Genomic DNA, 13,105 nt, shown 5'->3' on the forward strand with positions numbered 1-13,105 from the left:
TAGGATAAGATCATTAAGCCGAAGCAACCAGTTTATTTACGCTGCGATATACAAACTCGTTAAAAATATGCCTGCGGGCAAACCGGCCGGGCGAATCAGCATTGATCAGTTTGATATAGACCGCTTTGGGCACTCCAAAATATTCATATACATTACCATCAAGAAAAGTAACTTTCAGTACCTGTTGCTTATACTCAAAATCGGCAATGTTTGATAACGTTGTGGTAGCTGTATAATCGGGCAAAGTTTGAGCACGGGTTTCAGGGGCAATACTTACCAAAAAATGATAAGCTTCAATAATTGTTTTACTCTTCTCTTCTGCCTCTGCCCTGTTGTCGTCCTGAAACCTGTCGGGATGCCAGGTTTTCATCATGCTTTTATAAACCGAACGTAACTCACTTAACTCCGCATTTTCGGTCACGTTCAGGAGTTTCCTGTAGTCGCCAATTTTTTTCATTGTTTATTTAATTCTTTTTTATTGTCGATGAAGGGATTACAGGCAAAAAAGCGCTCAGCACCACCATGAAAATAACGGCGCGAAGGTACACTTTTTTAATGAGGAAAAACAGGAAGTTTTATTTATTAAACAATGATGATATGGAGTAAATATTAGCTAAAACTTTTATTAACATTCAACTTAATTCGCTACCCTGTTTGCAGCTTCAATTTAGCAGCACAAATGAATAAAATACGGTGGCAGCTGTTTAAATTATAAACCGTATTTTTGCGGGCTATGAAGTTTCCCAAATTTGCCGATCTGATACTGTTTGAGAACGACGACGTTATTGTTGTAAACAAACCGCCTTTTATAAGTTCACTTGATGAACGGGGCGAAGGCAGCAGTGAGATCAGCATGTTAAGACTGGCTAAGACTTATTGGGACGATGCGCAGATCTGTCATCGCCTTGATAAAGAAACATCCGGCGCGCTTATTTTTGCAAAAAATCCCGAGGCTTACCGATCGATTTCCATTCAGTTTGAAAAGCGTAAAGTTAAAAAAGTATATCATGCGGTTATTGACGGTACGCATACTTTCGATAACCTGCTTGTTGATTTGCCTATATTAAATGTTGGCAAGGGCAGTGTAACCATTAGCAGGCAGGAAGGCAAGCGTGCCGAAACCTGGTTTCAGTCGTTAAAATATTATAAACATTATACTTTGGTTGAATGTCGCCCGGTTACAGGCCGTATGCACCAGATCAGGATCCACCTGGCTACACAAAGGGCCTCCATAGCCGGCGATGAGATGTATAAGGGCGAGCCTGTTTTTCTCTCCAAAATAAAGCGCAAATATCATTTAGGTAAAGATCAGGAAGAGCTGCCTATCATGAAGCGCTTTGCCCTGCATGCTTATGAAATAACATTTCGTATCAATCCCGAAACCGAAGTTACTATCCATGCTCCATATCCTAAAGACTTTGAAACGCTTTTGAAGCTGCTTGATAAGTTTGACAGTTAAAATTAAATGGTATAAAGTATTTGAAATTATCATACGCCAACGTATTTTTATGCTCCATGGCGCGTAGCTTAAAAAAATCCCTCTTCTGTATTTTGCTGATAATATCTGGCGTGAGCTATTCAAAAGCTGATCCATATGTATATCTTCCAGAAGACAGTCTTGTTCATTTTTTAAAGATCCAGAACAGGGATCTTCAGGATAAAAAACTGGTTAATTATATTAAGCTTCGCTTTCAGCAGGGGCCCGTAAATACGATCCCGCAGGGTAAAAATGAAGTTTATAAAGAGCTTGATAAATACGATGTGGGCGACAAGGAAGCTTTAAAATACTTTATTGAAAGCATTATTCAGAAACGCTTTTTAAAACTCCCCGAAGCTGAAACGGCTATGGTTAAAGCCATTAACCAGGCATCAAAAAACAAAGCCGATTTTTTGCTTTATTCGTTTATTAGCCATCTTGCTTTTATTCAAACAGATAAAGGCAACCCCATAGGCGCCATATACAGTTACGGTCTGGCTCAAAAACAAGCTTTAAAACTTAACGATCCGCTATTGCAGGTATTCTTGAATATCAATATATCCGATCTGTATTACAAACTCAACCTGTATAGTCAGTCATTATATTACCTTAACCAGGCATTTCATATTAAGGAAGAAAATAAGATAAAGGACGACAGATTTTACACGATAATAAGCTATAACAAGGCCGAAAACTTTTTCAGGACGAAAAACCTTGATTCGCTGCAGCGATGTCATGATGATTTAATGGGGCCAAACAACAAAAGTTATAAACTATTCAGCTATCAATATCGTACTGCCTATTATATATCGCTGTTAAAACATGATTATAACAAAGCCATAACACAAATCAAAAACCTTCAAAGGGACAAAAAATATGTACCTAACGATGTTGAGAAACAAAACCTGGCCGATGCTTTTTACCTGAACGGACAACCGGATTCGGCAAGCTCTATAGCTAACCAGCTGCTCGCGCTTCCATATTCTGATAATCACCCTGAAATAAAGCATCATCTTTATCAATTGCTTGGAAAAATAGCCCGGGACAGGGGCGATTACAAACTGGCTGTCGAGAATTTTGACCTTGCATTGAAACAATCAGAAGAAAGCCTGAATAATACCACACAGGTGGGCAATGTATCGGCGCAAATAAAAATTGATAAGATTGAAACCTCGTTTACCGATACTGCCGAAAAATACAGGCGCGAACGCCTTATTTTGATCCTCATCAGCATTACCACAGTTTTCATGTTTGCTGTTATTGCCCTGTTATACCGCAGCGCCAGGCAAAAACGGCACTATGAAAAATTATTATATGATACCAAAAAAACGAGCTGGCTTTTATCAACTCGCATGAGGTACGTAAACATCTTACCAATATATTAGGCCTCGTTGAGCTGATGAGCGAAAGCAAGGACAAAAAAGAGGAGTTTTTACAGGTTGAAAAGCATCTTTACGATTCGGCCACCAGGCTCGACGACGCTATTAAGAACATCTCAGAAAAATTAAGCGACTAAGTTCCTGTATCAATAATTTTTATCTCAGCCTTACCGGAAGAGGCAAGTATATCTGCTTGTATTAATACCTGCAAGGCTACCCCGTACACGCACATTTGCATTATTGATAAAAAACACCCCTTATTCATTCCCGAAAATATGAAATTGTTAAAAACACAGTTTTACAGACCCTTTTTTACAGGTTTACAGCTATAATTAACGTGTTATTGAAAAAAATACAAAATTTCTTAACATTTGTAATGAATTTTGTAAAAATAATTTAAATTCGCCTTAATAATTATTGAGATTAATACAAAAACTATAATTAGAACCCCAACTTTACAAATTAATTAAAAAATGGCAACGAAACTCGAGTACATTTGGCTTGACGGCTATAAACCAACACAAAGCCTGCGTAGCAAAACAAAAATCGTTAAAGAATTTAGCGGAAAAGTAGAAGATTTAGATAACTGGAGCTTTGACGGTTCTTCAACTGAGCAGGCACCAGGTGGTTCATCTGATTGTATCTTAAAGCCAGTTTTTGTTGTTCCAGATCCGCAAAGAAAAAGCGCTTACTTAGTAATGTGCGAAGTATTAAGTGCTGATGGCAAACCACATGAATCAAACGGCCGTGCTACCATCGCTGATGATGATAATGATTTCTGGTTCGGTTTTGAGCAGGAATACTTCCTGTGGGATCCCGCAACAAACAAACCACTTGGTTTCCCTGCAGGTGGCTACCCTGGTCCGCAAGGCCCTTACTACTGTTCAGTAGGTGCAAACAATGCTTTCGGCCGCGAAATTGTTGAAGAACACTTAGACGTATGTTTAGAAGCAGGCTTAAACGTTGAAGGTATCAACGCTGAGGTTGCTGCCGGCCAATGGGAATTCCAGATCTTTGCTAAAGGTGCTAAAGAAGCTGGTGACCAGATCTGGGTTGCACGTTACTTATTGGAAAGAATTGGCGAAAAATACGGAGTTGCTGTTAACTGGCATTGCAAACCGCTTGGTCAATTAGACTGGAACGGTTCTGGTATGCACGCTAACTTCTCAAATACTACTTTACGTACTGCAAACAGCAAAGAAATTTTCACAGCTATCTGCGAGTCTTTCCGCCCTGCAGTTGCTGAGTGTATCGCTGTTTACGGTGCTGATAACGATCAGCGTTTAACCGGTAAACACGAAACAGCTTCTATCCATGACTTTAGCTATGGTGTATCTGACCGTGGTGCTTCTATCCGTATCCCTCTGTATGCTGTTGATCACAACTGGAGCGGTTACCTGGAAGATCGTCGTCCTAACTCAGCTGCCGATCCATACAAAGTTGCTGCTGTGATCATCAAAACTGTAAAATCAGCTAAGATTTAATCCCCCTAATAAATAGTTATTATTTTATCCCCCGGTTTATAAACCGGGGGATTTTTTTACAATCTGTTTGCCAACTACATATAGTTTTCAATCCAAGCATTAGCTTTATATATTTATGTTCAACTTTTATTTAAATGGCTGTTTAGCAGCATTATTTTGGGCAGAAGTATCTTTTAAATATTGGATATAGTCACCCGTGGTAACCTCATTATAAGCGGCTACAGGTAAATTATAAAGATACATCCAGCAATTTATGTCTCCATTATCAGTAAAAATATCAACCTTCTCCCTGATATATTCGTGATGATTGTACAATTCTCCTATTCCCTCATAATCATCAACTACTTTCAATATTGTTTCAGGGTCATCCATCATAAAAATACTACCGTAAATGTAGCGTTCTTCAGTATTACCGATCACAGCGCCGGGATACTGGCCAATATCATAAAGTCGCCCTCTTATTCTTCCGTCACCTATAAATTTACAGTGTTTATTTAGATACGCTGCAAACTCATTACCAGGCTGCAGCAATGTGCCATACACAAATAAAAATTGACTTGTTGTTTCCATAAATAACTCAAACAAAGGTAAACGCTATCGCGTATTATACACGCACAGGCTATTTTTTTATAGTTTAAGCCATAATAGCTATCTTGCTGCACCTTAACCGGCCATACTTTTATACCATGAACACAGAAGAGATCAAAGCATATATAGAACAGAATAATATCCAGAAAATAAAATTCGCCTTTGCCGATATTGATGGCATTTTACGCGGTAAGGTGATCCACCCTAAAAAATTTATTGATGGATTGCAAAGTGGCTATGGCTTTTGCGATGTGGTATTTGGCTGGGATAGCAGCGATGTTTGTTATGATAACGTACAGTTAACCGGCTGGCAAAGCGGTTACCCGGATAAACTTTGCCGTATTGACCTGTCGACCCTGCGTAATGTACCCTGGCAGGATGATATCCCCTTTTTTTAGCCGATTTCAGCAAATCCGACGGCAACGATCTGCCGGCTTGCCCTCGTAGCCTTCTCAAACATATCAAGGCCGAGTGTGAAGCAATGGGTTATCATGCCGAGTTTGCTCAGGAGTTTGAATGGTTCAATTTTAAAGAGACGCCGCAAACCCTTGTCGATAAAAAATTCACCAATATTGAACCACTTACACCGGGCATGTTCGGCTATTCTATACTACGCACATCTGAAAACAGCGATTTTTATTACGACCTATTTAACCTGCTTACTAAATTTAATATTCCAATAGAAGGGCTGCATACCGAAACTGGCCCGGGAGTATATGAAGCTGCTATACTTCATGATGAAGTTTTAGCTGCCGCAGATAAAGCAACGCTGTTTAAAACCGCAGTTAAAGAGATAGCCTATAAACACGGTATCATGGCATCATTCATGGCCAAATGGACCGAAACGCTGCCTGGCTGCAGTGGCCACATCCATCAAAGCCTGTGGACTAAAGACCAATCAAAGAACCTGTTTTACGATGCTAACGATGTGAACAAAATGAGCGACCTGCATAAGCATTACCTTGCAGGCCAGCTATATTGCATGCCTTACCTGTTGCCGATGTACGCGCCGACCATAAACAGTTATAAACGCCTTGTTGAAGGCGCCTGGGCGCCCACCACCATAACATGGGGTGTTGAAAACCGCACTACCGCGCTACGTGTTATCAATACCACCGAAAACTATACCCGCCTGGAAACCCGCATCCCGGGCTCGGATACTAACCCATACCTGGCCATGGCTGCAGCACTGGCTTCGGGTCTGTACGGTATTAAAAACAAGCTTGAACTAAATATTAAGCCAACAACAGGCAATGGTTACCAGGACAAAACTAATGGTGTACTATGGCCAAACCTGCATGCAGCCGCAACAGCCATGCAAAACTCCGATATTGCCAAAGAGCTCTTCGGCGAAGGTTTTGTTGATCACTTTACCCAAACCCGGCTGTGGGAATACCGCCAGTTTGCCAAAAGCGTAACCGACTGGGAGTTGAAAAGGTATTTTGAGATTATCTGAACCGGGATTTGGGGGGATTTTTCGGATTTACAGGATTTTGATATGCATGAGGGCAAAGATTGTTATGCTGATGGCTCTTTTATTTTGTTTTCAAAATGGATCAACTTAAACACACCGACATAACAGGTAAAATAATTGGATGTGCTATGCAGGTACATAGCACTTTGGGCAACGGATTTCAGGAGGTTATTTACCAGAAAGCTTTAGAAATTGAGATGGCCTTAAATGGCCTTGTGTTTGAACGGGAGAAGGAGATGCCAATCCATTATAGGGATCTTCATATCGGAACCCGCAGAGTTGATTTCTTTGTATCCGGAATGATCATGGTGGAGCTTAAGGCAATTACCCAACTTGAAGATGTTCATTTGGCACAGGCCACAAACTATCTGGAAGCCTATAATGTAGAGGTTGGTTTGCTATTAAATTTTGGCAGCAAATCATTAACTGTAAAAAGACTCCTAAACAAAAAATATAAACCCTGAAGATAAAATCCAATAAATCTTAAAAATCCATTTAATCCTGGTTCAGAGAAAAGCACCAGGTAAAATCCTGCCCATCCCAAAAAACCTTCCAAATCCCGGTTCAGAAATTAATAATATATTTACACCGTTAATTATAAACCGAATGCTGCCAATGGCGTAACTTTGCCGGCAGATACATACAAATGGACTATTCTTTTATTATCCGCAAGGCCTGGGAAGGGTATGACGCGTCAAAAACCATCCGCGATATTGAAGATATCAGCGCTATGGTTTCAACCAATCACGTGTACCGTATTACGTTTGATGACGATGATATTATCATAGCCAAACTCTCATACTTTGGCAAGTTCGAACATTTTAAGGAGGACCACCGCATTATTCAAACGCTGGCAATTAACCTGCTTTACCCGTTTGAGAATTTCCTGGCCCGTTCTTTACAAAAAAACAACCGCGTTTACATCTATCATCATAAACACGGCAAAACCGATGCCTGGGTGGTTTTCTATAACCCTACACGTATTTTACAGCGCCTGCCACGCCGGTTAGAAGAAAACCATATTAAAAAACTTGGTCAGCAGGTTGGCAAATTCCATAAAGCATGCTCCAGGGTTAAAAATGTGTTGCCTAAATCGTCAAAGACTTTACGCACCGATATCTGGGCGTTGCAGCAACAAATCGAGACCAACCCAAAACAATTTGGCTCCGGTATGCAGGCCGACTTTTTAAAATACCACTGCGAAACCTTTTTGAAAAACCGCTCCAAATACAATATGAGCTCGTTCGAGATCATTCCTGTATTTATCGACTGGAATATCGGCAACTTTTCGGTAACACCTGATCTTGAGCTTTACTCGCGCTGGGATTATGATTGGTTCAGGATGAGTTACCGTTTGCTCGATTTTTATTTTTTTAGTCGCGTAGTTTCTGATATCGGCGACCGTACCGTTTTCAGCTACGTGATCAACACCATGATGGAAGACCGATTCATCATTTTTTTAAAAGAATACCATAAAGTTAACCCGCTTACTGCCGATGAGATCCGCTTTTTAAAAGAAGCTTATCGTTTTTTTATCCTGAATTACGTAATTAAAGATGGCAAGCACTTTTTTAGCGAACAATATGCCAAAAAACTACAGGCTGAAGCTTTTGACATCTATTTACCATCGGTAGACAGGGATTTTGATGCCGAAAAGATCATTGAGGCCTTAAAATTAAAATAGGTTAGCTATCTTTCGGGCTGATTTTATAAAAAGCCCTAAAACAGATAAGCATGACCAGGATAGACAACTTTAAATCCATAATTGATAAATACGAAGTTGTTTTTTTTGATGCTTTTGGGGTTCTGAAAAACTATGGCGGTTTGCTTCCGAGTATTGAGCGCACCTTTTCTTACCTGGCAGAACAAGGTAAGGAGTATTACATTGTAACCAACGATGCTTCACGAAGCCCGGTGCAATTAGCGGAATCCTATACCACTAAAGGATTGACCGCCATAACACCCGACAGGATCATATCATCGGGCATGCTTACCAAAGAATATCTTGACCTGAAGGTGAACGACGGTATCGTAGCTTATTTAGGTACGCCCGATTCTGCCCATTACATTGATAGCTCGGGGCTGCATACATTGCCTATCAGCGAAGTAAACGAAAGCAATATTGACAGGGTTAACGCGCTGGTGTTTTTAGATGACGAAGGTTTTGACTGGGGACGTGACCTGAACAAATCAGTTAACCTCATGCGTAAGCGCACCATTCCAGCCATTGTAGCCAATACCGATCATGCCTATCCCCTAACCAAACATGACGTATCGATAGCCATAGGCGGCTTAGCCAGTATGATAGAAAAAATTGTAGGTAAAGAGTTTATTCGTTTTGGTAAGCCGGATTCGCAGATGTTCATGTTTGCCTACGATCTGCTGCGCGAGCGCAGGCCGATCAGTAAAAGAGATATTGTGATGGTAGGCGATACCCTGCAAACAGATATTCTGGGCGGTAATAAATTTGGTTTGGATACAGTACTGGTGCTATCCGGTAATACCCAGGCCAAAGACGCCGAAAACCGCATCACCGCCACCGGCATTGTGCCAACTTATATTTGCGATTCGGCAGTGGTGGAGGCCGGTGGATTGGGATTCTAAACTTCCAAAGCACGTCATTGCGCGGCAACCGCCAGGAAGCATAGCCACCTGTATAGAATGTTGTTGCTCTCGTCGTTCCTACTCGTATGACATTCAATCCCCCCTTTTCTACAAATCCTATCAATCTTTCTACTGTAACTATTTATTTAGAAAAATTTATTTTAAATGTATGATTTACATTTATTTTTACCAACTTTGAAATCGCTAAGGTATAACTGTCTACCTTACATGTATAAGCCAATTAATACCTGATTTTAAACTAATGGATACAAATTTTGATCTTAAAGAGCACCCTCACAGCAGGTTAAACATTTTAACAGGCGACTGGATCCTGGTATCGCCGCATCGTACAAAACGCCCGTGGCAAGGCAAAGTTGAGGCTACACAAGCCGACGACCGCCCGCAGTATGATCCGGCCTGTTACCTGTGCCCTACAAACAAAAGGGCCGATGGCAGCGAAAACCCTGATTATAAAGGGAGCTTTGTTTTCACCAATGACTATTCATCGTTGTTACTGAATACGCCCGATGGCGGTTTAAATGAAGATGAACTACTGGTAGCTAACAGCCAGAAAGGCATTTGCCGGGTAATCAGTTTCTCGCCGAGGCATGACCTCACCCTGCCCCAGATGACCACCAAAGAGATTAGCAAAGTGGTTGACGTATGGCAGTCGGAATTTGAAGACCTGGCTTCTTATCCATGGATCAAGCACATCCAGATCTTTGAAAACAAGGGCGATATCATGGGTTGCAGCAATCCGCATCCGCATGGGCAAATCTGGGCGCAAAACAGCCTGCCGGTTGAAGTAGCTAAAGAAACCCAGCAGCAAAAGTTGCATTTTGAGCAAAAAGGAACAAGCCTTTTAGCCGATTACCTTGCATTAGAACTTAAAAAGCAGGACCGCATAGTTTTTGAAAATGAACATTTTGTTGTGCTTGTACCATTTTGGGCAGTTTGGCCGTACGAAACTATGATTGTAAGCAAAAGGCATGTAACAAGCATTTTATACTTTACCGAGCAGGAAAAACATGCCCTTGCCGACGCTATCAGGAGGCTCACCATCAGGTATGATAACATGTTTGAAACATCGTTTCCTTATTCGGCTGGTATGCACCAGTCTCCGGTTAACTCGGGCGATCATCCCTACTGGCACTGGCATATGCATTTTTATCCGCCGCTGTTACGTTCGGCCACGGTTAAAAAGTTCATGGTAGGTTATGAGATGCTTGCCAATCCGCAACGCGATATCACAGCAGAGTTTGCTGCTGAAAAATTGCGTGGTTTAAGTGAGGTCCATTATAAAACGAGGGAATAATGAAAAAACGCTATTTTTAAACCAAACTATAACCAACCTATTTATGAGAAAATTAATTAAAGGTATTTATTTAACAATTTTACCTGCTTGTAGCCTATATTTGGCTGCCTGTAATCAAAATTCAACCTCACCGAAAAACACTACTATGGCGGATAGCACCCAAACCACTGCATCAGCATTTGAAAAAACAATCGATGGTAAACAAACCCATTTATTTACCCTTAAAAACAAAAACGGCATTATTGCCACCATCACCAATTATGGCGGCCGTGTGGTAAGCTTGTTAGTACCCGATAAAAATGGCAAGTTAACCGATGTTGTTTTAGGTTTTGATGATGTGGAAGGTTTTGAAAAATCAACCGAACGTTATTATGGCGCTACCATTGGCCGTTACGGCAACCGTATTGCCAAAGGCCATTTTAAAATAGATGGTAAAGATTATCAATCGTCAATTAACAATACGCCCAATATGTTGCACGGTGGCAAACACGGTTTCCAGGAAGTGGTGTGGGATGGTAAAATGATCGATTCATCTACCGTAGAGCTTACCTATCTTTCAAAAGATATGGAAGAAGGCTTCCCCGGTAACCTCAATGTTAAAGTAATTTACAGCCTTACCGACGATAATTCATTTAAATGCCAGTACGAAGCTACTACCGATAAAAAAACGGTTGTTAACCTTACCAACCACGCGTTCTTTAACCTCAATGGCGAAGGCAGCGGTACAATCCTCAATCATTTGGTGCAGATAGATGCTGATAATTATTTACCGGTTGATGCAGGCTTGATCCCTACCGGGAAACTTGAAAAAGTTGCCGGCACTCCGTTCGATTTCACTAAGCCCGAAACCATTGGCAAACGTATTAACGAAGACAATGTGCAGTTAAAAGATGGCAAAGGTTACGACCACAACTTTGTACTGAACAAACATGACCTGAGCACTCCAATTGCGACTGTTGTAGGTGATAAAAGCGGTATCAAAATGGAAGTATTTACCGAAGAACCTGGCTTACAGTTTTACAGCGGTAACTTTATGCAGGCTAAAAACGCAATGAAACGCGGTATTAAAGATGAGTACCGGACTTCGTTCGCGATGGAAACCCAGCATTTTCCTGATTCACCAAATCAGCCGCAATTCCCTTCTACGGAATTGAAACCCGGCGATACCTATAAAACGCAATCGCTTTATAAGTTTTCGGTAGTAAAATAACTGAACACTTTTTTATACAAAAGTCCTGCCCAACGGCAGGACTTTTTGCTTTATATTAGTTCCTGATATAACCATAGATATACAAAATGAGCGCCTGGCGAAAACGGGCAATTGAAAGCCTCCCTTCCTTAAAGAAGGACTTTGAGGATCCACAAACTTCAATTTATGGCGTTTTCATGGAGTTATTACCGGTTACTGTAGCGTCTCATAAAAGTAATAACGTCGCACAACTCAAAAAGAACTATGATTTTGCCGAATGGTGTTTCAGGCAAAAATCTGAAAACCTGTGGAATGCCGCCTGCGTATCGCTTTATGAACATCTGGGTAATAAGACCGAAACACTTCAGGCCATACATTTATGGGTTAAACAAGATATCTATATCGAGATACGATCACTCTTGAAGCAAAGAGTTGGCGAGGCTACTTTAAAAATAATAGACGGCTTATATGGGTTGAGTAATGCCAGGTTTACGGGCTGATCTTAATGGCTTCGATGTTTAATGTTTGTTAAGCAGATTTAAAACAAACCTAAACTTTTTGAGGTTAACAGGTTAATTAATAACAATCTGTTTACCTATCTATAAAAACATCATGAGTGATCAATCAACCCAACCTGAAGAAAAGGGATTTTTCGAGAAGGTTAAAGAAACAATTGAAAGCCTTTGGGAAGGCACAAAAGATACAGCCGAAGACGTAAAAGAAGCAGCCGAAGAAAAAATAGAGGATATCAAGGAAAAAGTAGCCGCTAAAAAAGCCACGGCTACCAAAAAAGCTGCGCCAACTAAAACCGCAGCAGCTAAAAAAGCAAATGTGGTAACCACCAAAGCAAAAAACGCAGTTTCTGAAGTAAAAGCGAAAGCCGAAACCAAGGCTAAAGCCATTACCGCCAAAGCAAAAGATGAAGCGGCAACCGCTAAAAAAGCTGTGGCTGATGTAAAAGCAAAGGCAGCAACTAAAGCAAAAGCTATTACCACAAAAGCCAAAACTGAAGCCACGGAAGCTAAAAAGGCCATAGCATCGAAAACTGCCAAAACAGCTACCAGCGTTAAAAAGAAAGCGGCAGCTACAGCTAAGTAAGGTTGCCAATTTTCAGACCTGCGAAGTTTTAGAAACTTCGCAGGTCTTCCTCTCCTCCTTCCGAATTTACTTCATCAGCCAACATTCAGCCTAAAATTAAATTGCAAAAGCTATTGACAGCAATTTAATTAATCGTAATATTGCAATATAATTATGGGCATCACTAAAACAGAAATATTTACCGACGAGCAGAACAAACTGGCTGTGCAGCTTAAAGCTATCGCTCATCCGGCCCGGATTGCCATCCTGCAGCTTATTATTGAAGCTAAGGCTTGCATCTGCGGCGATCTGTCATCTGAATTAGGGTTGGCACAACCTACAGTGTCCCAGCATCTTAAAGAATTAAAGAATGCAGGCCTCATACAGGGTACTATTGAAGGTGTAAGTGTTTGCTATTGCATTGAGCCCGAAGCCTGGAAAAACCTGAATGATGAGTTAAATAAACTATTCTCATCGTACAAAGACTTCAATAATTGCTGTTAAAATTTTTTGGTCAC

At 40.8% G+C, this 13,105-nt stretch carries 15 protein-coding genes; 13 read left to right on the forward strand and 2 right to left on the reverse strand.

Annotation, left to right across the window (positions count from 1 at the left end):
- Positions 1–13: 13 nt before the first annotated feature.
- Positions 14–457 carry a KTSC domain-containing protein gene (locus ACQ86K_RS20535; RefSeq protein ID WP_090526427.1) on the reverse strand — a complete coding sequence of 148 codons (444 nt, stop codon included), beginning with the start codon at positions 455–457 and terminating at the stop codon, positions 14–16.
- A 276-nt stretch (positions 458–733) separates the two neighbouring features.
- Between ACQ86K_RS20535 and ACQ86K_RS20540 the strand changes: the two genes are divergently transcribed.
- The 3 genes from ACQ86K_RS20540 (at position 734) to ACQ86K_RS20550 (ending at position 4,340) form a co-directional block, all read left to right on the forward strand.
- The gene (locus ACQ86K_RS20540; RefSeq protein WP_091162188.1) at positions 734–1,459 is read left to right on the forward strand and encodes an RluA family pseudouridine synthase; all 726 of its coding nucleotides are present in this window, start codon (positions 734–736) and stop codon (positions 1,457–1,459) included.
- A gap of 110 nt (positions 1,460–1,569) precedes the next feature.
- Positions 1,570–2,862, forward strand: a complete 1,293-nt coding sequence (locus ACQ86K_RS20545; RefSeq protein ID WP_431198658.1) for a hypothetical protein — start codon at positions 1,570–1,572, stop codon at positions 2,860–2,862.
- Between the two features lie 467 nt (positions 2,863–3,329).
- Complete coding sequence (locus tag ACQ86K_RS20550; RefSeq protein WP_091162185.1) at positions 3,330–4,340, forward strand: glutamine synthetase beta-grasp domain-containing protein; 1,011 nt, start codon at positions 3,330–3,332, stop codon at positions 4,338–4,340.
- A 126-nt stretch (positions 4,341–4,466) separates the two neighbouring features.
- Here the strand turns inward: ACQ86K_RS20550 and ACQ86K_RS20555 are convergent, their stop codons facing one another.
- A complete protein-coding gene (locus tag ACQ86K_RS20555) occupies positions 4,467–4,925 on the reverse strand; it encodes a gamma-glutamylcyclotransferase family protein (protein ID WP_143020661.1) in 459 nt (152 codons plus the stop codon).
- A gap of 101 nt (positions 4,926–5,026) precedes the next feature.
- On the opposite strand from ACQ86K_RS20555, the gene ACQ86K_RS20560 reads away from it, so the two are divergent.
- From ACQ86K_RS20560 to ACQ86K_RS20605, 10 genes are all read left to right on the forward strand, one after another.
- Entirely contained in the window at positions 5,027–5,326 is a 300-nt protein-coding gene (locus ACQ86K_RS20560) for a hypothetical protein (protein ID WP_431198659.1), read from the forward strand.
- An 83-nt stretch (positions 5,327–5,409) separates the two neighbouring features.
- On the forward strand, positions 5,410–6,384 hold the full coding sequence (locus tag ACQ86K_RS20565) for a glutamine synthetase family protein (protein WP_431198660.1): 975 nt from the start codon (positions 5,410–5,412) through the stop codon (positions 6,382–6,384).
- A gap of 95 nt (positions 6,385–6,479) precedes the next feature.
- On the forward strand, positions 6,480–6,866 hold the full coding sequence (locus tag ACQ86K_RS20570; protein WP_091162179.1) for a GxxExxY protein: 387 nt from the start codon (positions 6,480–6,482) through the stop codon (positions 6,864–6,866).
- Between the two features lie 182 nt (positions 6,867–7,048).
- Complete coding sequence (locus tag ACQ86K_RS20575; RefSeq protein WP_091162177.1) at positions 7,049–8,086, forward strand: hypothetical protein; 1,038 nt, start codon at positions 7,049–7,051, stop codon at positions 8,084–8,086.
- Positions 8,087–8,136: 50 nt separating this feature from the next.
- Complete coding sequence (locus ACQ86K_RS20580) at positions 8,137–9,006, forward strand: HAD-IIA family hydrolase (RefSeq protein WP_091162176.1); 870 nt, start codon at positions 8,137–8,139, stop codon at positions 9,004–9,006.
- A gap of 262 nt (positions 9,007–9,268) precedes the next feature.
- Positions 9,269–10,321: a UDP-glucose--hexose-1-phosphate uridylyltransferase gene (locus ACQ86K_RS20585; protein ID WP_091162174.1), complete on the forward strand. Its 1,053-nt coding sequence runs from the start codon at positions 9,269–9,271 to the stop codon at positions 10,319–10,321.
- A gap of 145 nt (positions 10,322–10,466) precedes the next feature.
- Entirely contained in the window at positions 10,467–11,531 is a 1,065-nt protein-coding gene (locus ACQ86K_RS20590) for an aldose epimerase family protein (protein WP_431198661.1), read from the forward strand.
- A gap of 86 nt (positions 11,532–11,617) precedes the next feature.
- Positions 11,618–12,010: a DUF7674 family protein gene (locus tag ACQ86K_RS20595; protein WP_091162170.1), complete on the forward strand. Its 393-nt coding sequence runs from the start codon at positions 11,618–11,620 to the stop codon at positions 12,008–12,010.
- Positions 12,011–12,122: 112 nt separating this feature from the next.
- Positions 12,123–12,608 carry a hypothetical protein gene (locus tag ACQ86K_RS20600; protein WP_091162168.1) on the forward strand — a complete coding sequence of 162 codons (486 nt, stop codon included), beginning with the start codon at positions 12,123–12,125 and terminating at the stop codon, positions 12,606–12,608.
- A gap of 153 nt (positions 12,609–12,761) precedes the next feature.
- A complete protein-coding gene (locus ACQ86K_RS20605; protein ID WP_091162165.1) occupies positions 12,762–13,091 on the forward strand; it encodes an ArsR/SmtB family transcription factor in 330 nt (109 codons plus the stop codon).
- Positions 13,092–13,105: the final 14 nt, after the last annotated feature.

Origin of the sequence: Mucilaginibacter sp. P19 (assembly GCF_050632265.1) — a bacterium.
GTDB lineage: Bacteria > Bacteroidota > Bacteroidia > Sphingobacteriales > Sphingobacteriaceae > Mucilaginibacter > Mucilaginibacter gossypii.

Bases quoted from the DNA above. Each gene is read 5' to 3' on its own strand.
- ACQ86K_RS20565 (WP_431198660.1), top strand. From the start codon at position 5,410: ATGGGTTATCATGCCGAGTTTGCTCAGGAGTTTGAATGGTTCAATTTT.
- ACQ86K_RS20590 (WP_431198661.1), top strand. From the start codon at position 10,467: ATGGCGGATAGCACCCAAACCACTGCATCAGCATTTGAAAAAACAATC.
- ACQ86K_RS20550 (WP_091162185.1), top strand. From the start codon at position 3,330: ATGGCAACGAAACTCGAGTACATTTGGCTTGACGGCTATAAACCAACA.
- ACQ86K_RS20600 (WP_091162168.1), top strand. From the start codon at position 12,123: ATGAGTGATCAATCAACCCAACCTGAAGAAAAGGGATTTTTCGAGAAG.
- ACQ86K_RS20575 (WP_091162177.1), top strand. From the start codon at position 7,049: ATGGACTATTCTTTTATTATCCGCAAGGCCTGGGAAGGGTATGACGCG.
- ACQ86K_RS20605 (WP_091162165.1), top strand. From the start codon at position 12,762: ATGGGCATCACTAAAACAGAAATATTTACCGACGAGCAGAACAAACTG.
- ACQ86K_RS20535 (WP_090526427.1), bottom strand. From the start codon at position 457: ATGAAAAAAATTGGCGACTACAGGAAACTCCTGAACGTGACCGAAAAT.
- ACQ86K_RS20560 (WP_431198659.1), top strand. From the start codon at position 5,027: ATGAACACAGAAGAGATCAAAGCATATATAGAACAGAATAATATCCAG.
- ACQ86K_RS20595 (WP_091162170.1), top strand. From the start codon at position 11,618: ATGAGCGCCTGGCGAAAACGGGCAATTGAAAGCCTCCCTTCCTTAAAG.
- ACQ86K_RS20570 (WP_091162179.1), top strand. From the start codon at position 6,480: ATGGATCAACTTAAACACACCGACATAACAGGTAAAATAATTGGATGT.
- ACQ86K_RS20540 (WP_091162188.1), top strand. From the start codon at position 734: ATGAAGTTTCCCAAATTTGCCGATCTGATACTGTTTGAGAACGACGAC.
- ACQ86K_RS20580 (WP_091162176.1), top strand. From the start codon at position 8,137: ATGACCAGGATAGACAACTTTAAATCCATAATTGATAAATACGAAGTT.
- ACQ86K_RS20585 (WP_091162174.1), top strand. From the start codon at position 9,269: ATGGATACAAATTTTGATCTTAAAGAGCACCCTCACAGCAGGTTAAAC.